Origin of the sequence: Xanthomonas sp. Leaf148 (assembly GCF_001423585.1) — a bacterium.
Taxonomy (GTDB): domain Bacteria; phylum Pseudomonadota; class Gammaproteobacteria; order Xanthomonadales; family Xanthomonadaceae; genus Xanthomonas.
The window spans coordinates 617,830-635,718 of record NZ_LMOP01000001.1 but is presented as its reverse complement, the minus strand read 5'-3'; the positions used below and the strand labels follow the sequence as shown (position 1 = coordinate 635,718).

At 64.7% G+C, this 17,889-nt stretch carries 14 protein-coding genes; 6 read left to right on the top strand and 8 right to left on the bottom strand.

The annotated features are described in order from the left end of the window. Positions 1–141: 141 nt before the first annotated feature. The 4 genes from ASF90_RS02625 to ASF90_RS02610 are packed head-to-tail and all read right to left on the bottom strand — an operon-like array spanning position 142 to position 5,847. The gene (locus tag ASF90_RS02625) at positions 142–1,266 is read right to left on the bottom strand and encodes a hybrid sensor histidine kinase/response regulator (protein ID WP_055845479.1); all 1,125 of its coding nucleotides are present in this window, start codon (positions 1,264–1,266) and stop codon (positions 142–144) included. Then, entirely contained in the window at positions 1,263–1,847 is a 585-nt protein-coding gene (locus ASF90_RS02620; RefSeq protein ID WP_055845477.1) for a chemotaxis protein CheB, read from the bottom strand. The genes ASF90_RS02625 and ASF90_RS02620 overlap by 4 nt, the downstream gene beginning before the upstream one ends. Beyond that, a complete protein-coding gene (locus ASF90_RS02615; RefSeq protein WP_193552562.1) occupies positions 1,844–2,692 on the bottom strand; it encodes a CheR family methyltransferase in 849 nt (282 codons plus the stop codon). The genes ASF90_RS02620 and ASF90_RS02615 overlap by 4 nt, the downstream gene beginning before the upstream one ends. After that, positions 2,665–5,847 (bottom strand): response regulator, encoded by a 3,183-nt coding sequence (locus ASF90_RS02610; RefSeq protein WP_055845474.1) that lies wholly within the window; start codon positions 5,845–5,847, stop codon positions 2,665–2,667. Before ASF90_RS02610 ends, ASF90_RS02615 begins: the two co-directional genes overlap by 28 nt. 158 nt (positions 5,848–6,005) lie before the next feature. On the opposite strand from ASF90_RS02610, the gene ASF90_RS02605 reads away from it, so the two are divergent. Beyond that, on the top strand, positions 6,006–7,169 hold the full coding sequence (locus ASF90_RS02605; protein WP_055845471.1) for a PAS domain-containing sensor histidine kinase: 1,164 nt from the start codon (positions 6,006–6,008) through the stop codon (positions 7,167–7,169). Continuing rightward, entirely contained in the window at positions 7,162–7,530 is a 369-nt protein-coding gene (locus ASF90_RS02600; protein WP_055845468.1) for a response regulator, read from the top strand. The genes ASF90_RS02605 and ASF90_RS02600 overlap by 8 nt, the downstream gene beginning before the upstream one ends. A 32-nt stretch (positions 7,531–7,562) precedes the next feature. On the opposite strand, the gene ASF90_RS02595 is transcribed toward ASF90_RS02600, so the two are convergent. Next, positions 7,563–8,912 (bottom strand): glycoside hydrolase family 16 protein, encoded by a 1,350-nt coding sequence (locus ASF90_RS02595; protein WP_055845466.1) that lies wholly within the window; start codon positions 8,910–8,912, stop codon positions 7,563–7,565. 371 nt (positions 8,913–9,283) lie between these two features. Beyond that, positions 9,284–9,559 (bottom strand): DUF2798 domain-containing protein, encoded by a 276-nt coding sequence (locus ASF90_RS02590; RefSeq protein WP_055845463.1) that lies wholly within the window; start codon positions 9,557–9,559, stop codon positions 9,284–9,286. 133 nt (positions 9,560–9,692) lie between these two features. Here ASF90_RS02590 and ASF90_RS02585 point away from each other — a divergent pair, with 133 nt between their 5' ends. Beyond that, positions 9,693–10,640 carry a LysR family transcriptional regulator gene (locus ASF90_RS02585; RefSeq protein WP_055845461.1) on the top strand — a complete coding sequence of 316 codons (948 nt, stop codon included), beginning with the start codon at positions 9,693–9,695 and terminating at the stop codon, positions 10,638–10,640. A gap of 181 nt (positions 10,641–10,821) precedes the next feature. Here ASF90_RS02585 and ASF90_RS02580 read toward each other — a convergent pair whose 3' ends face one another. Further along, a complete protein-coding gene (locus ASF90_RS02580; RefSeq protein WP_055845458.1) occupies positions 10,822–12,405 on the bottom strand; it encodes an alpha-L-arabinofuranosidase C-terminal domain-containing protein in 1,584 nt (527 codons plus the stop codon). 242 nt (positions 12,406–12,647) lie between these two features. Here ASF90_RS02580 and ASF90_RS02575 point away from each other — a divergent pair, with 242 nt between their 5' ends. After that, positions 12,648–13,697 carry an aldose epimerase family protein gene (locus ASF90_RS02575; protein WP_055845455.1) on the top strand — a complete coding sequence of 350 codons (1,050 nt, stop codon included), beginning with the start codon at positions 12,648–12,650 and terminating at the stop codon, positions 13,695–13,697. Positions 13,698–14,079: 382 nt separating this feature from the next. Here the strand turns inward: ASF90_RS02575 and ccsA are convergent, their stop codons facing one another. Then, positions 14,080–14,871 carry a cytochrome c biogenesis protein CcsA gene (gene ccsA, locus ASF90_RS02570; protein WP_055845453.1) on the bottom strand — a complete coding sequence of 264 codons (792 nt, stop codon included), beginning with the start codon at positions 14,869–14,871 and terminating at the stop codon, positions 14,080–14,082. A 338-nt stretch (positions 14,872–15,209) separates the two neighbouring features. Between ccsA and ffh the strand changes: the two genes are divergently transcribed. Both ffh and ASF90_RS02555 read left to right on the top strand, forming a co-directional pair. Continuing rightward, positions 15,210–16,586: a signal recognition particle protein gene (ffh, locus tag ASF90_RS02560; protein WP_055845447.1), complete on the top strand. Its 1,377-nt coding sequence runs from the start codon at positions 15,210–15,212 to the stop codon at positions 16,584–16,586. Positions 16,587–17,059: 473 nt separating this feature from the next. Then, positions 17,060–17,887, top strand: coding sequence for a DUF2314 domain-containing protein (locus tag ASF90_RS02555; protein ID WP_055845443.1), 828 nt, complete (start codon positions 17,060–17,062; stop codon positions 17,885–17,887). The last annotated feature ends 2 nt before the right edge of the window (positions 17,888–17,889 follow it).

Here is a 17,889-nt window from a genome sequence, read left to right as displayed (position 1 = left end):
CGCCTAGATGGGCCGGTGGTGCGCGGTGCGCGGTGCGCCTGCGCCGGGCATTGCGCGGGCGTCGAACCGCACGGCGCAGCGTGGCCGCATGCGTTGTCGCAGGCCGCCAGTGCGTTGCCTGGCCGCCCGCGCGCGCTGCGATCATGCAGCCAGGTTGTGCCGCCGCAGTCTGGCTTCGAACACCACGTCGCCGGCTTCGTTGCGCGCCTGCAGCGTGCCGCCATGCGCCTTGACGAACTGATCGGCGATGAACAATCCCAGCCCCAGGCCCTGGCTGGCATGGAAGCTGGCCTTGAATGGTTCGAACAAGCGCGGCATCAGGCTGTCGGGGATGTGCCCGGTGTTGCGGACCGACAGCCGCAGCACGTCGTGCTCGCGGCCGTCCAGATGCACCTGCACCGGATGACTGCCGCCATGCAGCACCGCATTGCCGACCAGGTTGGACACCACCTGCGCCAGCCGATCGCCGTCGCCGTCGCCGTCCAGGTCGCCTTCGGTGCGCAGATCGATGGTGGTGAGCGGGTTGGCCTGCGCCACCTCGCCGACCACGCTGTGCGCCACCTCGCCCAGATTGCACGGACCGAACTGCATCGACAGCCCATCGGTGCGCAGCCGCGAGAAATCCAGCAATTGTTCGACCATGCGAGCCATGCGCCGCGCGCTGGTTTCCAGATGTCCGAGCGTGCGTGCGGCCGAGCCGTCGCCATCGACGTCCAGGCTCAGTTTGTCCGCACACAACAGGATCACCGAGAGCGGCGTGCGCAGATCGTGGGTGAGCACCGCCATCATGGTTTCGTTGAGCGTGAGCGCGCGTTCCAGCGAGGCATTGCGCGCCTTGAGCAGCCGGCGCTGTTGGTACAACTCGATGAACACATTGACCTTGCTCAGGATCACGTGGGGCTCGATGGGCTTGTGCAAAAAATCCACTGCACCGCTTTCGTAGCCCTGGAACGCGCGCATCGGATCGTTTGGCGATGCGGTCAGGAAGATGATCGGGACATGCCGGGTGCGCTGCGAGCCGCGCATCAGTTCTGCAAGCGAAAATCCGTCCATTTCCGGCATCTGTACGTCGAGCAGGGCCAGCGCCACATCGTGTTCAAGCAGCAGCTCCAGCGCTTGCGCGCCGGAGGATGCGCACAGCAGCTGGATGCCATCGCGCTGCAGCAGCGCTTCCATCGCCACCAGATTCTGCGGCACATCGTCCACGATCAGGAGCTTGGCGGGTTCGTCGCCGTGCGCAGCAAGGCCGGTCGTGGTGAGATTCATGGGTGAAAGACTTCCAGTCGTTTGCAGATCGCCTGCAGGGTCAGCACCGCATCGGCACCGGCGTGGGCAAGGGCAGAGGCGGGCATCAGCGGAGACGCGGCATCATCGGGCAGCTGGATCCAGGCGGTGCCGCCTGCTGCGCGCACTGCGGCCACGCCGGCACTGCCATCGCTGCTGGCGCCGGTGAGCAGGATCGCCAACAGACGCTCGGCAAACACGTCCGCAGCCGATTCGAACAAAGGGTCGATCGCCGGGCGCGAGAACAGCACCGGCGCATCCATCGACAGGGCCAGGCTGTCGCGGGTTTCCACCAGCAGGTGATAGTCGGGCGGGGCAATGGTCACGGTGCCAGCGCGCAATGGCTGCTTGTCGTCCGCCTCGCGCACCGGTAGCGCGCAACGCGCATCCATCAGCTCGGCCAGATGGCTGGTGCGGTCGCGCGGCAGATGCAGCACCACCAGCACCGGCATGGGCAGATCGGCAGGCAGGTGGGACAACAGCGCCTGCAGCGCCATCACGCCACCGGCGGAGGCGCCGATCACGATGGCGTCGAAGTGTCGGTGCGCCAGTGTGCTGCTCATGCGGCCTTCCGATACAGGCGTTGTTCGCGTGCGCAGGTTTCAAAGGCCTGCGCATGTGCGCCGAATTGCAGTGATTCCTTGCTGCCCAGGCCCAGAAACCCGCGGTGCACCAGCGCGTCGAAGAACAGGCCCACGGCACGGTCCTGCAGGCCGCGGTTGAAATAGATCAGCACATTGCGGCACGACACCAGATGCACTTCGGAGAACACCGTATCGGTGGCCAGGCTGTGATCGGCGAACACGATATTGCGCTTCAAGCGGCGGTCGAACACCGCGCCGTCGTAGGCGGTGGTGTAGTAGTCCGACAACGACCCACGGCCGCCGGCATCCAGGTAGTTGCGGCTGAACTGTGCGATGCGATCGATGCCGTACGCGCCGGCTTCGGCCATGTTCAACGCTTCGGGATTGATGTCGGTGGCGTAGATGACGGCCTTTTCCAGCAAGCCTTCTTCGTGCAGCAGGATCGCCAGCGACCAGACCTCTTCGCCAGTGCTGCAGCCGGCCACCCACAACTTGATCGACGGATAGGTGCGCAACACCGGCACCGCGTGCTCGCGCAGCACGCGAAAGTACGCCGGGTCGCGAAACATCTCCGACACCTGCACGGTGAAGAATTGCATCGCCTGCGCAAACGTTTCCGGTTCGTGCAGCAGCCGATGCTGCAGATCGGCCACGCGCGCGCACTCGAAACGCGCCATGGCATGGCGCATGCGCCGCCGTAACGACGACACCGCGTAATCGCGAAAATCGTAGTGATAGCGCTGGTACACCGCTTCCAGCAGCACCCGCAACTCCAGATCGAACAGTTCAACCGGCGTCATTGCCGCGAGCACCACACCCGGCACAGCGACACCAGCTTGTCCACGTCGATGGGCTTGGCGATGTAGTCGTTGGCACCGGCTTCCAGGCAGCGTTCGCGGTCGTCGGCCATGGCCTTGGCGGTCAGCGCGATGATGGGCAGATCCTGCCACTGGCGGTTGGCGCGGATCTCGCGCATCGCGGTGATGCCATCCATCTCCGGCATCATGATGTCCATCAGTACCAGGTCCACCTCGCGCTCGGCCAGGCGTTCCAGCGCTTCGCGGCCATTGCGTGCGATCTCCAGGGTCACGCCCAGCGGTTCGAGCACGCTGGACAGCGCAAAGATGTTGCGTACGTCGTCTTCGGCCAGCAGCACGGTGGCGCCATCGAGCACCGCATCGCGGCGACGTGCTTCGCGCAGCAAGCGTTGCTGGTCGCTGGGCAGCGAGGCTTCCACGCTGTGCAGGAACAGCGTCACTTCGTCGAGCAGCCGTTCGGGCGAGCGCACGCCCTTGATGATGATGCTCTTGGAATACCGGCGCAGGCGCTGTTCTTCATCGCGCGTCAGTGCGCGCCCGGTGTAGACGATCACCGGCGGGAACGCCACTGCGTCGTTGCCGGCCATGCGTTCGAGCAGGTCGTAGCCGCTGCCATCGGGCAAGGTGAGATCGGTGACCATGCAGTCGAAGGTGGAGCCGGCCAACTGCGCCATCGCCTCGGCAATGCTGCCTACTGCAACGATGTCCAATTGGTCGCGCGCCAGCAGCAACTGCAGGTTTTCGCGCAAGGCGCTGTCGTCTTCGACGATGAGCAGGCGACGCACCGCACGCGCGTTGGTGTCTTCCAGTTGACGGATCGCACCGGCCAGCAACTCGCGCGTTGCCGGCTTGATCAGATAGCCCACCGCGCCTAGTTCCAGTGCGATCTGGCTGCGTTCCAGTGCAGACACCACGTGCACCGGGATGTGACGGGTGGCAGGGTCGCGCTTGAGGCGTTCGAGCACGCTCAGGCCGGAGGCATCCGGCAAACCGATGTCGAGCAGGATGCCGCTGGGGCGCAACTCGGCGGCCAGTCGCAGTGCTTCTTCGGCGCTGGGCGCCACCACGCAATCGAAGTCCAGCTCGTGCGCCAGGTCCACCAGGGCCTGCGCAAAGCGGGTGTCGTCTTCCACCGCCAGGATCAGCCGGCCGGGGCGGGTGCGTTGATCGCGGTCGTCCTGCGCGCGTTGCTGTGGCGCCGCGTTGGGCGCAGGAATCGGCAGCGGCACTGCAGCGGAGACAACGCCGGGGTGCTCGCCAGCCCGCGATGTCATCGTCATGCCGGTGTGGTGAGGCGATAGCGCGGGCGCGTTGATTGCAGTTGACGTCGATGTCGATGTCGGCGTCGATGTCGCTTCGGCGGCGCGCATCGCTTCTGCCGGTGCACCGTCGGTGGGCAATTCCAGGGTGAAGCAACTGCCGCGTCCGGGTTCGCTGTCCACGCTGATGCTGCCGCCCATGCGTTGTGCCAGGTCGCGCGAGATCGACAGGCCCAGGCCAGTGCCGCCATAGCGACGCCGTGTGCTGCCATCGGCCTGCCGGAACGCTTCGAAGATCACATCGGTCTGTTCGCGTGCGATGCCGATGCCGGTGTCGTCGACCTTGAATAGCACCCGTCCCGGTGCGCTCGCCTGGATCGACAGACTTACCGTGCCGCGTTCGGTGAACTTGATCGCGTTGGCCAGCAGGTTCTTGAGGATCTGCTGCAGACGCTGGTTGTCGACCACCAGCTGCGTCGGTGCGTCGGCCTCGGTGCCGATTTCCAGGGTCAGGCCCTTCTGTCGCGCCAGCGGTTCAAAGGTGTCGCGCAGTCGCTGCAGCACCGAGCTGGTGGCCACGGTGTCATCGGTCAGTTCCACGTGACCGGCTTCGATCTTGGACAGATCCAGGATGTCGTTGATCAGCGCCAGCAGATCGTTGTTGGACGACAGAATCGCCTGCGCGTACTTCACTTGGTCGGCGCTCAGCGTGCCGTCCTTGTTGTCGGCAAGCAGCTTGGCCAGGATCAGCGCGCTGTTGAGCGGGGTGCGCAGCTCGTGCGACATGTTGGCCAGAAATTCCGACTTGTAGCGCGAGGCGGTGGCCAGTTCGTTGCCATTGCGCACCAGCTGGCCTTGCGCCACCAGCAGCGCCTGCTTCTGCGCTTCCAGCGCCTGGGTACGTTCTTCCAGCTGGACGTTGGTTTGTTCCAGCTCGGCCTGCTGCTGCTCCAGATCGCTTTGCGATTGCTGCAGGCTGCGGCTTTGTTCTTCCAGTTCTTCGTTGGCTACGCGCAGTTCTTCCTGCTGCGTCTGCAGTTCCTCGCTCTGCCGCTGGGTTTCTTCCAGCAGGGCCATCAACTGTGCTCGCAGCAGCGCGGTGCGCAGCGCCAGGCCGATGTTTTCACCGCAACGTGCCAGCAATTCTTGCTCGCGCGATCCGGATGTCTGCGCGTCGGTGACCCGACCGAGTTCCAGCAGACCAGTTACCCGGCCATCGGCAGTCACCGGGGCCAGCAGTAATTCCTGGCAGGCGCTCTGGCCCAGCCCGGAGGCAATCTGCAGATGCCCGGCATCCACGCCACGCACGCGGCGCACCGTGCCACGCTGCAACACCTCACCCCATTGGCCGGCATTGCTGGGCAGCGTCTTGGGCATGTCGACCGGCAGCGCCGCGCCGCCGGTGAGCCGCAGGCGCTCGCCTTCGATGCGGTACAGCGCGCCGACCTGCGCGCCCAAGGTGTCGCACAGCGCGCGCAGCGCGGCATCGGCCAAGTCTTCCGGGCTTTGATCGCCGCGCAGGCTGGCTTCGACCGTGTTTTCGGCCTGCTGCAGCCACAACGCCAATTCGGCCTGACGACGTGCGCGGATCGCCTGCGTCACCACTAACGCCATCGCCAGAAACGAGACGCCGCCAATGCTGCGATTAATCGATGAGAAGCTCGAATTGGTGCTGGGCGGCGCCAGATGAAAACCGATCGCCAGTAGCACGCACGACAGCACGCCCACTACCAACGGCGCCTGCGGGCGGTTCTGAAAGACCGTCACGCCGACCGCCACGAAGTAGGTCAGCCATACCGCATACCCCAGCGGCGTGACCAACTCCACGCTCAACGTGCCAGCCATCAAGGCCCCCGCGATGACCCAGATCCAGCGGTCGCGTGTGGTCGAGATGTTCTGCATGAGGCGCGCGCACCGAACTGAGAGGGCGGTCATGGTAGCCGATAACTTTCACGCGCCAATCGCCGGGTTTTTGACGCTTTTCCAGCCGGGTTGGCTTGCACGCAACCTTCACGGCGACGTCACTATGGTCGCGCGCTTTTCCGGGGGAACATCGCGCGATGGAGACGGAAACGACCATCGACAACGCAGGGCCGCTGTCGCACGACAGCCGGCAGTGCCAGCTGTTGGTGCAAAGCGTCTCCGATTACGCGATCTATATGCTCGACACCGGCGGCTATGTGCGCAGCTGGAATCCCGGCGGTGAGCGCATCAAGGGCTATACCGCTGCTGACGTGCTTGGTTCGCATTTTTCGCGTTTTTATCTGCCCGAAGATGCGCAGCGCGACGAGCCCATGCAGAACCTGGACATTGCCAAGCGGCAGGGGCGTCTTGCTGTTGAAGGGTGGCGCGTACGCAAGGACGGCAGCCGCTTCTGGGCCAGCGTGGTGATCGAGCCGGTGCTGGAGTTCGGCGTGCTGGTCGGGTTTGCCAAGATCACCCGCGATGTCACCGACCGCCATGACGCGCAACGTCTATTGCAGCAGGCGCAGCACGCGCTGTTGCATTCGCAGAAAGTCGAGGCGCTGGGTCGGTTGACGCTGGGCATGGCGCACGACTTCAACAATCTGCTGACGGTGATGGTGACCAGCCTGGATCTGATCGCGCTGCGTGCCGGCGACGATGCGCGCACGCGCATGCTGGTGGAAGCGGCGCAGACCGCGGTGGATCGCGGCACCTTGCTGACACGCCAGCTGCTCGCCTTCGCGCGCGGGCAGCGCCTGGTTCCGGAGCGGCATGCCGCCAACGCGGTGGTGACGCGCACGCTCGAATTATTGCGCCGCGCCTGCCCGACCGCGGTAACGCTCTCGCTGGACTTCGCCGATGCGCTGCCCGATGTATGCGTGGACCCCGGCCAACTGGAAGCGGCGCTGCTCAATCTGGTGTTCAATAGTTGCGACGCGATGTCGGCCGGTGGCGCCATCACCGTGATCACCGCCTCGCAGCAGCGCGTTGCACCGTCGGCGCCGCAGGGCGCAACGCGTCGTTACGTCAGCATCGCAGTGCGCGACAATGGCCCCGGCATGTCGGCACAGGTGGCGCAGTGCGCCAGCGAGCCGTTTTTCACCACCAAGGATGTTGGCAAAGGCTCCGGCCTGGGATTGAGCCAGGTCTATGGCTTTGCGTCCCAATCCGGTGGCTTCGTCGATCTGGAGACCGCACCTGGGTGCGGCACCACCGTCACCCTGTTTCTCCCGGCCATCGAGGAGGCCGAGCATGACTGAACCCCTGCGTCTGTTGATGGTGGAAGATCAAGAAGAACTCCGCGAGTTGATCGGCGAGGCATTGCGCGATGCAGGCATCACCGTCGACACCGCCGATGATGCCCATGACGCCTTGCGCATGCTGCGCGACAGCGGCCCTTACGACGTGGTGTTCAGCGATATCCGCATGCCCAACGGCATGTCGGGGATCGAATTGAGCGAGCAGGTGGCGCAGCTGTTGCCGCAGGCGCGCGTCATCTTGGCCTCGGGGTTTGCGAAAGCGCAGCTGCCGCCGCTGCCAGCTGGGGTCGACTTCCTGCCCAAGCCTTATCGCCTGCGTCAGCTTATCGACATGTTGAAGGGCGTTGCGGCCAACGCCTGAGCGCTGGCCGCAGGTCTGCATCCGCTGCGGCGTCAACGGCTCTGGTAGTAGACCTTGTCGATGGCGATCTCCACCGGCGCGCCCGGCGGATCGGCCACCAGCATGAAAGGCTGTTTGACCGCCTGCAAATCCAGGTCGTAGAAGGCACTGAACGGAATGCTCACTTCGTGCCAGGCGCCATCGCGCACCAGGCCGTACTGGTTGCCGCCGGCCGCAAAATCCACCCAGCTGTCGCCGAAGCTGGTGTTGATGCCGATCTTGAATGTCGATGCGGTGGTGGTCTTTACCTGCAGCTTCAGCGCGCCGCCTGCGTAGGCAGCCAGATTGCGGTAATCGCTCTGGATTCCCAGTCCATACCAGGCCCCCGCGTTGGCGCGATACGCCATGACATTGGCCCCTTCGAACGGCGCCTGCGCGATCGGTGTGAGGTTGTTCCAGAGATACAGTTCGGCATCCTGGCCGAAGGTCAATCGCGCGCTGGTATCGGCCTGGTCGGTGAACACACCAAAGCGTCCGGCCGGCATGGCGTGTTGGCTGCCCACATACAATTGCGAACCGGGGTTTTGATACAGACGTATGTAATCGATCTCCATCTTGCCCGGCAGCGGCGCGGTCACCGCGGCCGGTGAGGTCACTCCGGTGTAGGTGCCACCCACCGCCAGATTGAGCAGCAGATACTGCTGCTGATGGAACTCGTGCAACGAGGCACCTTCGATATTGGAAATCGCAAATTCGAAATACTGCTGCCCGTCGATCGAGATGCGGATGAACTGCGGGTCCCAGGTCATGCGGTACACATGGAAATCGGTGTGCAGATTCACCGGGCTGGTGTAGCTGGTGTCGTAGTCGGCCTGCGCGCCGTTGTAGTCCCAATGCACGGCCGCACCGATACGGCGATTAGCGGTGCCGTTGGCGATCGCCGCAGCCATGCCGGCTTCCATCAGATCGATTTCGCCACGCCCGGGCCACACGCCGATGGTGCCCAGCATCCAGTACGCCGGCCACAGCCCATTGCCGACCACCGGCGTCTTGATGCGCGCTTCGAGCGTGCCGTAGGTGAAATGCATGCGGCCTTCGGTCTTGAGTCGTGCCGAGGTGAAGGGCATGCCGCCAAACGCTTCGCGGCGCGCTTCGATCACCAGCCGGCCGTTTTCGATGCGCGCGTTGTCGGGGCGACTGGTGTAGTACTGCATCTCGCCATTGCCCCAGCCGCACAAGCTGATCTGACACCCGTTGCCGACGTCGTACGTCCACTTGGTGCCGTCGATCGATGGACCGTTGAAGTTGTCTTCCCACACCAGGGTCTGCGCTTGCGTGCAGGGGGCCAGTGCGATGCCCAGCAAAACAGCGAACTGCATGGTGACGCTGCGTACGACGCTCATGCGCCTCTCCAATGATGGACCCGGGTCCGTGGAGAAACGACGCTGCGCAGCGCCTGGTTCAGAGTCAAAGCAATTGTTCGGCGTGTTTCCGTTCCGTGGTGTTCATTCCGGAATAATCAATCATTGGTATGACGACGGTCGCAAACGTCGGCTGCCGCATGTTGCGCGGCAGCAGCCTGATGCGATCGCACATGCTCGGAGTATTTCACTGCCGCGCAGCTGCTGGCATGCGCGAGCCAGTCACACCTCAAATGTGTCGAGGACGCATGGAAGCGCTTGCAGCATGGCGGTGCCATCTACGCCGTACGCGCGCAGGCACGGCCATGCTGCAAGCGCCCGTCGATCACCAGCGTTGCACGTGCCTGCGTTCGTCACTGACCCGCATGCACGGTCCAAGCAACCAGGCGGCTTACCAGCGGCCGCACCACCAGCACGCAGCAAAACGCGGTGGGCATCGCAATGCGGTAGGCATCCAGCACGCGCCATCCGAATCCCGGCGTCAGCCCGGTATTGGCGCCGGTGATCACGACGCACATCAGCAACGCCATGATCGCGGCCATGTAAAACGCAAACACGAACGGTGTGGCGCGTACGCCGAGCTTCCAACGTGAGCGCGCCAGTGCGGAGGAGGGTGGGGATGACGACATAGGGGGCCTCGCTTGCCGCGAACCAGCGGCATGGCGCAACTCTAGGGCGAGCGTCGCAGCTCGGGTAGATCGCGTAACCTTGCGGCTTACGTAAGAGAATCTTACGAATCGCTCGGGAATACTTGCTCCACTAATGAATATTCTTCAGTCGATTCGCAGTTTCGTCTGCACCGTGGATGCCGGCAGCATTGCCGGTGGAGCCAAATTGCTGGGCGTCAGCGCCGCCGCAGTCAGCCAGAACATCGCGCGGCTCGAGCAGCATCTGGGCGTGCGCTTGCTGCACCGGACCACCCGCAGCCTGGCGTTGACCGAACGCGGTGCGCTGTATTTCGAACAGGTGCGGCAACTGGAGCGCGACCTGGAGCGTGCGCGGCAACTGGTAGCCGGCCCGCAGCAGGCGCTGGCGGGAAGATTGCGTGTGGCCAGCACCGCCGCGTTCGCACGCCATGTGCTCGCACCGATGCTGCCTGCGCTGCGTCAGCAATATCCGCAGTTGGAGATCGAACTGCTGTGCACCGACCGAGTGGTGCAGCACGCGCAGGAGAGCGTGGATGTCAGTTTGCGTATCGAAGCGCAGCTGGAAGATGGCCTAGTGGCACGGCCCATTGCGGATGTGCCGTTCGTGGTATGCGCGGCGCCCGAGTATCTGGCCCGCTGCGGCACCCCCAAGCACCCGGACGAGCTCAAATATCACGACTGTCTATTGCTGCGCTACCCGGTGGACGGGCGCTTTTTGCGTTGGAACTTCGTGCGCGACGGCGTGCGGTTTCAGCCGCAACTTGGCCAGGCGATGGTCAGCGACGATGTCGACGCGCTTGCCACCATGGCCGTCGCTGGCGGCGGCATCACCCGCCTGGCCGCCTTCGTGGTGCAGCCCTACCTGCAGCGCGGTCAACTGCAAGCGTTGTTTGTGCCAGATGGCAGTGACGCAACGCAGGCCGCCGTCGAGCCATTGCGTCTGTTTCTTTGCGTGGCCGACCGCCGTGACTTCACTCCGAAAGTGCGCGCTTTCATGGCGCACTTGCTGGAACGCTTGCCGACAGAGTGGCGCGTTGCTGAGCCGGATTCGCTACCGATATAGGCGTCTACATCGGTCTAGATCGGCCAATCAAGCGCAGCGACCGGCCACGCGAGTGTGAGTAGCGCACGCACCCTGACCTGCACACGTGACATGCTGATTTCCAGCAACGGCCTGGCCTGTGTGGTGGTCGCGCAATCGTTTTGTTGCGCGCTCTTGAAGCGATAACCCCGCGATAGCTGGCTTACTGCAGCTCGAGCATCACCACCGAGTGCGCAGGCAGCGCTACCGTCAACACTTTCGCTTGCAAACGGGCGCCGTTGAATGGCTTCGGTTCGACGACACGCGGCTGCGCAAAAGTGTTGTGGGCAGTGATCGCCGGCGCGGTCAGAATCCTCCCGTCGACTCGGCGTGCAGACAGCCCTTGCACGTCTACGCTGACGCTTGCCGCGGCAGTGGCATCCAGGTTGGTCAGCGCGACATACACATGCCCATCCTTCGCCTTGACTGCCGAGCCATGCACCGCCGGCACATGCGCGTCGCCGTGGCGGTACTCCGGTGTCTGCAGCTGCAGCGGCAGGTGCGTGGCGTCCTGGTAGGGCTTGTACAGCGCAAACACGTGGTAGGTGGGCGTCAGTACCATCTTGTCGCCATCAGTGAGGATCATCGCCTGCAACACGTTGACCATCTGCGCGATGTTAGCCATGCGCACGCGCTCGGCATGCGTGCTGAAGATATCGATGTTCAGCGACGCAACCAGCGCATCGCGCAGGCTGTTTTGTTGGTGCAGAAATCCCGGATTCGCATCGGGCAGACCTGCGTACCAAGTGCCCCATTCGTCGACCACCAGCGCGATTTTCTTGCCCGGGTCGTACTTGTCCATGATCGCGCTGTGCTTGGTGATCAGCTCGTCCATCACCAGCGTGCGCGACAGCGTATCGATCCAGGCGCGCTCGTCGAAGTCGGTCGATGAGGCACGCGGCGGCCAGCCGCCGGGCACGGTGTAGTAATGCAGGCTCAGGCCGTCCATCAGCGTGCCGGCCTCGCGCATCATCACCTCGGTCCAGTGGTAGTCGTCGTTATTGGGGCCAGGCGCGATCTTGAGCAGCGGTTGATTGGCCGGTGCCTTGACGAAGGTCTGGTAGCGCCGATAGACGTCTGCCGCGTATTCCACCCGCATATTGCCGCCGCATCCCCACAGCTCGTTGCCCACGCCGAAGTAGGGCACCTTCCATGGCGCATCGCGGCCGTTGGCGCGGCGCTCGTTGGCCAGGCTGGAGCGTGTGGGTGCGGTCATGTATTCGGTCCACTGCGCAATCTCGTCCGGCGCCGCATTGCCCACGTTGCCGGCGATATAGGCCTGGGTGCCGAGCAGTTCGGTGAAGTCCATGAACTCGTGGGTGCCGAACCGGTTCGATTCTTCCACGCCACCCCAATGCGTATTGACGCGGATCGGGCGTTTGGCCGGGTTACCCACGCCATCGCGCCAATGGTATTCGTCGGCAAAGCAGCCGCCCGGCCAGCGGATGTTCGGCACCGCAATCGCCTTCAACGCGGCGAGCACGTCGTTACGATATCCGCGCGTATTGGCAATCGGGGAGTCTTCGCCCACCCACACGCCGCCGTAGATGCCCGTACCCAGATGCTCTGCAAACTGACCAAAGAGCTGCCGCGAGACCTGCGCGCCCGGTTGGTCCGCACGCAGCGTCCCGGTCACCTTGACCTCGGCCGCCGACACGCTGCAGACGGCGGTCGCCATGGCGGCTGCAACGACGGTCTGCGCCAGCCGTTTGCATGAAGTCCGCAACGTGAGGGAAATCCACTGCATCGGCTGGGCGCTCCTGTGTTGGTCGTCGGGTTGGTCACGCGCTGCCGTAGGAGCGGCGCTGGCCTAGCGTAGTGCGTGGCGCGGCCGGTTGTCGTGCTGCAGCGCGAGCGCCGCAGGCGAGCACGGCCGCGGACACCGATCTGAGGCTGCGCGTGCCGCACGTGGAGATGTGCGCAAGGGCATGGTCGGCAGATGCGCGACACCGCTATGCTCGCCAGCTTCCATCAGTGGCGGGGCGATTCATGCAGCGAGTGTTCGGGCAGTTGCCAGACGGTGTCGAGGTCCACGCGCTTACCCTGCGCAGCGATGCCGGGCTGGAGGCCGAGGTGCTGACGTATGGCGGCATTCTGCACGCGCTGCGGCTGACCACCGCGCACGGCGTGGTGCCGCTGCTGCTGGCCTTGCCGGACCTGCCTGCCTACGCGGCCGATGGCGACAGCCTCAATATCCTGGTGGGCCGCTTCGGCAACCGCATCGCCGGTGCGCGCTACACCCTGGATGGGGTGACGCACGTGCTTGCGGCCAACGAAGGGCGCAACCAGCTGCATGGCGGCTTGCGCGGGTTCGGTCGGCGCGTGTGGAGCGTGCTGGAGCAGACCTCGGATCAGGTGCTGCTGGGTTACGACTCGCCCGATGGCGAAGAAGGCTACCCCGGCAATCTGCAGGTGCGTGCGCGTCTGGCGCTGCACGAGCGCAGCCTGCAGCTGGACTTCGAAGCGCATTGCGATGCCGCCACGCCGTTAAACCTGACCCATCACCCGTACTTCAATCTGTCGGGCGACCCGCAGACGCGTGCGGCTTCACAGGTGTTGCGGGTGCCTGCCGACCGCTATCTGCCGGTGGATGCCGAGTCGATCCCGACCGGCGAGATCGTCTCGGTCGCGGGCACACCCTTCGATTTCCGCGCGCCTGCCGCGCTGGCCGACCGCATCGACTCTGCGCATCCGCAGGTGGTGCTCGGCAAGGGCTACGACCAGTGTCTAGTGCTGGCAGACGGTGCAGACAGCGTGGCCGAACTGTACTCGCCGCACAGTGGCGTGGCGCTGCGCATCAGCAGCGACGCGCCGGCAGTGCAGCTCTACGAAGGGCAGCATCTGGACACCCATCATCCCGGCCTGGGCCGCGGTGTCTGCCTGGAGCCGCAGGACTACCCGGACGCGCCCAACCAGGCCAACTTCCCCTCCACGATCCTGCGCCCTGGCGAGACCTACCGCCGCCGCATCGTCTATCGCTTCGCCAGCCCCGGCCCGGACCAGCCGTGGGATGTGGTCAGTGCGGCGCTGGATGCGTGAGGGGCGGCGTCAGGGCAATGGGAGGCGATGGAGCTGCGCGGCCGCTGCTGGAAACAGGCGTTGCTGCGTCTGGTCACCGCGCAAGCATGGAGTGCGCTCGTGAGCTGGGCGCAAGCGACGCAGCTGGGCGCAAGCGACGCGGCGACATCGGCAGGCGCACACTGCACGCCGATCCACACAGCAGTCAGGTCAGCCTGACGGTTGATAAACGCCGCAGTGGCAAGGCAATTCCTAGCCTGCGCTCTGAAGCGCATCGCCCGCGTATTAGCGCAGACGCCCGATGTTTACTTCGTTGGCACCAACGTGCAGTGACCCACGTCGTAACACCTTCGGCGTGCGTCCCGCCCTGATGACGTGCGAGACCGTTGCACGCCCACCGCCATCAACGCGGCCCCAGCACCAGCTCGATCACGAACTTGCTGCCGAAGAACGACAGCACCAGCAGCGCCATCGCTGTCAGCGTCCAATGCACCGCCTTGCTGCCGCGCCAGCCATTGCGCCAGCGGCCGATCAATAGCGCGCCGAACACGATCCACGACAGGATGCTGAGCACGGTCTTGTGCAACAGCCTCTGCGCCAGGAAGTCCTGCACGAACAGCAGCCCGGTCAGTAGGGTCAGGCTCAGCAACACGAAGCCGACCGTGATCGTGCGGAACAACAAGGTTTCCAGCTCGGTCAACGGCGGTAGCGCACGTAGCCAGGTGTGGAAGTCGCGCCGCCGCAGCGCACGCTCCTGCAGCCACAGCATGATCGCCAGCAGCGCGGCGATGCCCAGGGTGGCGTAGGCCAGCAAAGCCATCCAGGCGTGCAACTCCAGCCGCCAGCCCAGGTCCGCGCTCGGTTCGTGGCCGTAGGCGTGATAACTGGCCAGCAGGATCGCCGACAGCGGAAACACCACGACGCCCACCGCCGCCATCCGCCCGCGGCCGCCGAACACCGCCGTTAGCGCGGCCATGCCAAGGCCACACAGCGACAGCGCCGCAAAGAAATGCATGTCCGGCCCGCCTGCTGTGCGGAACGCCACCAGCACGTGATACCCGGCGTGCAATGCAACGGCGGCAAGTGCCGGTGCCAGCCAGCGCGCAGGGGCCTGGTTGCCATCGCGCAGCACCGCCTGGGTGAGCAGCGCCGCGGCCAGCAGATACAAGGCGAACGCGATGAGAACGATTGTCATCGTGGAAGTTTCGCATATTGGCGGCGGGGAGTCGGGATTGGTGAATCGGGAATCGGGAATCGGGAATCGGGAATCGGGAAAGCAGGGTTGCGAGCTGCGGGGCTGGAGGTGGGCTGGCCAGGTGGGCCGGCGCACGAGCGGGTAAGGGAGACTTGCCGGTCGGCGCTGCAGCTGCCGTTCCTGGCGCTGGCTGCGCTGGCGCGCGGGTTGGCTCTGCACATTGCCGAGTGTTGGGGCGACTTCTTCCTGGTCTGGCTTCGCTGGGCGGGCGGCGGGGCGGTCGGTTGGCCTGTGCCGCTATAATCGGTGCCCGTTTCCCCTTACGCGGTCCTTTGCGCATGTTCGAGTCCCTAACCCAACGTCTCTCCGGCACCATGGAGCGCCTGCGCGGACGCGGCCGCCTGACCGAGGAAAACATCCGCGAAGCCACCCGTGAAGTGCGCATCGCACTGCTCGAAGCCGACGTCGCATTGCCGGTGGTGCAGGCGCTGATCGAGCGCATCAAGGTGCGTGCGGTCGGCCAGGAAGTGCTCAAGTCGCTGACCCCGGGCCAGGCGCTGATCAAGATCGTGCGTGACGAGCTCACCGCCGTGATGGGTGCCGCCGCTGCCGACCTCAACCTCAACGTGCCGGCGCCGGCCATCATCCTGATGGCGGGCCTGCAGGGTGCGGGCAAGACCACCACGGTCGGCAAGCTCGCCAAGCACTTGAAGGAAAAGCGCAAGAAAAAGGTCATGGTGGTCTCGGCCGACGTTTATCGCCCGGCCGCGATCGAGCAGCTCAAGACCCTGGCCGAACAGGTCGGCGTGCTGTTCTTCCCCTCCGATGCCTCGCAGAAGCCGGTCGACATCGTGCGCGCGGCCATCAGCGACGCGCGCAAGTCCTTCGCCGACGTGCTGCTGGTCGATACCGCCGGCCGTCTGGCGATCGATCAAGCGATGATGGACGAGATCAAGGCCTTGCACGCCGCGATCAATCCCACCGAAACCCTGTTCGTGGTCGATGCCATGACCGGCCAGGACGCGGCCAACACCGCCAAGGCGTTCGGTGAGGCGCTGCCGCTGACCGGCGTGGTGCTGACCAAGACCGACGGCGATGCCCGCGGCGGTGCCGCACTGAGCGTGCGCTACATCACCGGCAAGCCGATCAAGTTTGTCGGTACCGGCGAAAAGACCGACGGCCTGGACGTATTCCATCCGGACCGTGTGGCCAGCCGCATCCTGGACATGGGCGACGTGCTGTCGCTGGTGGAACAGGTCGAGCAGAGCGTCGATCAGGAAAAGGCCGCCAAGCTCGCCGCCAAGGTCGCCAAGGGCAAGAAGTTCGACCTCAACGACATGAAAGAACAGCTCGAGCAGATGCAGAACATGGGCGGTATCCATGGGCTGATGGACAAGCTGCCGGGCATGGGCCAGATCCCGGACAACGTCAAGCAGCAGGTCACCGGCAAGGAAGTGCCGCGCATGATCGCCATCATCAATTCGATGACCAAGAAAGAGCGCCGTAACCCGGCCCTGCTCAACGGCTCGCGCCGCGCCCGCATCGCGCGTGGCTCGGGCATGTTGCCGGCCGACGTCAACAAGCTGATGAAGCAGTACCAGCAGATGGAAAAGATGATGGGCAAGCTGGCCGGCGGCGGCATGAAGGGCCTGATGCGCAACATGAAGGGCATGATGGGCGCCATGGGCGGCCGCGGCGGCATGCCGTTCCGTTGAGGTCAGTGATGCGCTGACGCGGCCAGTGCGGCGCCGCACTGGCAATGTAGGGCATCGCGCAGATGCAGGTGCGATTGCGTGGATGCAGTCAGAGGTCCATATCAAACGCTGCGTGGGTCGAGGGCGCAGTGTCCTCACCGCTCGCGGGACACGCCGTAAACCCGTCCCTGGGGGCTCGGTGGCAGCATCCATGCCGCCACACGGTCCCGCAAGCGGCGAGGGCACCGCACCAGAAAGTTGGTCGGTTGCTTTGTTCAAAAGTATGCGCACCGACTATCTCGACCAGTCCTTGCCCGCCCACCGTTGCGGGACCTTACGCGGCATGGATGCCGCGTAAGCGCTTACAAGGACGTCCTTGCAGCGTGTCCCGCGATGGTGGGCGCGCAAGGGCCCTGCAGCCAGACAGTAGATCAGCCGGCCTGCAGTAGACTGGCGTGAAGTAGTTTTGTTGCCGGCTCTTAGTCGAGGTAACCGTGACAGAAAGCCGTATGTATCCCGCCCAGGACGACGCTGCGATGTTGGCGGCGTATGTCGATGCACGCGCGACGTTCAAGTTTTTCTGGCGTGAGCTGTCCTGGGAATATCGTCGGATCGTGCCGGCGTTGTCCCTGGCAGCGATCAAGTTACCGTTTGCCACCGACGCATCCGCAGTTGGTGCGCCGTCACACGAGCACATGTGGGTATCGGACGTGCAGTTCGATGGCGAGCAGCTGTCCGGCAGCCTGCTCAACGACCCGGCATGGATCTCGGAGCTGGCCGCCGGCGACGCCGTCTCTGCGCCGATCGGCGAACTGGAAGACTGGATGTATGTCATCGATGGGCTGGCTTACGGCGGCCACACCATCGATGCGATGCGTCGCGCGATGCCGCAGGACGAACGCGCCGAACACGATGCCGCGTGGGGCCTGGATTTCGGTGGTCCGGGTGCCGTGCGCCTGGTGCCTGCGCGCGTTCAGGAGCGCAAAAGCGGCTTGTTCGGCAAGCTGTTCGGCAGCAAGCCGGCTCAGCCCACCGCAGCGCAGCAGGACCCATCGGAGTGCGAGCACCCGATGAGCGAGAACATGGGTGCCAAGTTCGATCAGGGCCTGCGCGATCAGCCCGACATGGTGCATTTCCGCGACGACGCTGGCTGGACGCTGTTGCAGCGCGATGCCCTGGCCGGTAATTATCAGCCGGTCTCGCTGTTGCTCAAGCACGGCGCCGATGCGTCGCTACGCACGCCCTCGGGAAACACCGCGCTGGACCTGGCGCGACAGATGCAGTGGCCCAGGATCGTGCAACTGCTCGAAGGCTATCGCTGAGG

Coding starts and splice junctions, on each gene's coding strand:
- ASF90_RS02575 (WP_055845455.1), top strand. CDS start 12,648: ATGCAGCGAGTGTTCGGGCAGTTGCCAGACGGTGTCGAGGTCCACGCG.
- ASF90_RS02605 (WP_055845471.1), top strand. CDS start 6,006: ATGGAGACGGAAACGACCATCGACAACGCAGGGCCGCTGTCGCACGAC.
- ASF90_RS02580 (WP_055845458.1), bottom strand. CDS start 12,405: ATGCAGTGGATTTCCCTCACGTTGCGGACTTCATGCAAACGGCTGGCG.
- ASF90_RS02610 (WP_055845474.1), bottom strand. CDS start 5,847: ATGCAGAACATCTCGACCACACGCGACCGCTGGATCTGGGTCATCGCG.
- ASF90_RS02625 (WP_055845479.1), bottom strand. CDS start 1,266: ATGAATCTCACCACGACCGGCCTTGCTGCGCACGGCGACGAACCCGCC.
- ASF90_RS02590 (WP_055845463.1), bottom strand. CDS start 9,559: ATGTCGTCATCCCCACCCTCCTCCGCACTGGCGCGCTCACGTTGGAAG.
- ffh (WP_055845447.1), top strand. CDS start 15,210: ATGTTCGAGTCCCTAACCCAACGTCTCTCCGGCACCATGGAGCGCCTG.
- ASF90_RS02620 (WP_055845477.1), bottom strand. CDS start 1,847: ATGAGCAGCACACTGGCGCACCGACACTTCGACGCCATCGTGATCGGC.
- ASF90_RS02595 (WP_055845466.1), bottom strand. CDS start 8,912: ATGAGCGTCGTACGCAGCGTCACCATGCAGTTCGCTGTTTTGCTGGGC.
- ASF90_RS02600 (WP_055845468.1), top strand. CDS start 7,162: ATGACTGAACCCCTGCGTCTGTTGATGGTGGAAGATCAAGAAGAACTC.
- ASF90_RS02585 (WP_055845461.1), top strand. CDS start 9,693: ATGAATATTCTTCAGTCGATTCGCAGTTTCGTCTGCACCGTGGATGCC.
- ccsA (WP_055845453.1), bottom strand. CDS start 14,871: ATGACAATCGTTCTCATCGCGTTCGCCTTGTATCTGCTGGCCGCGGCG.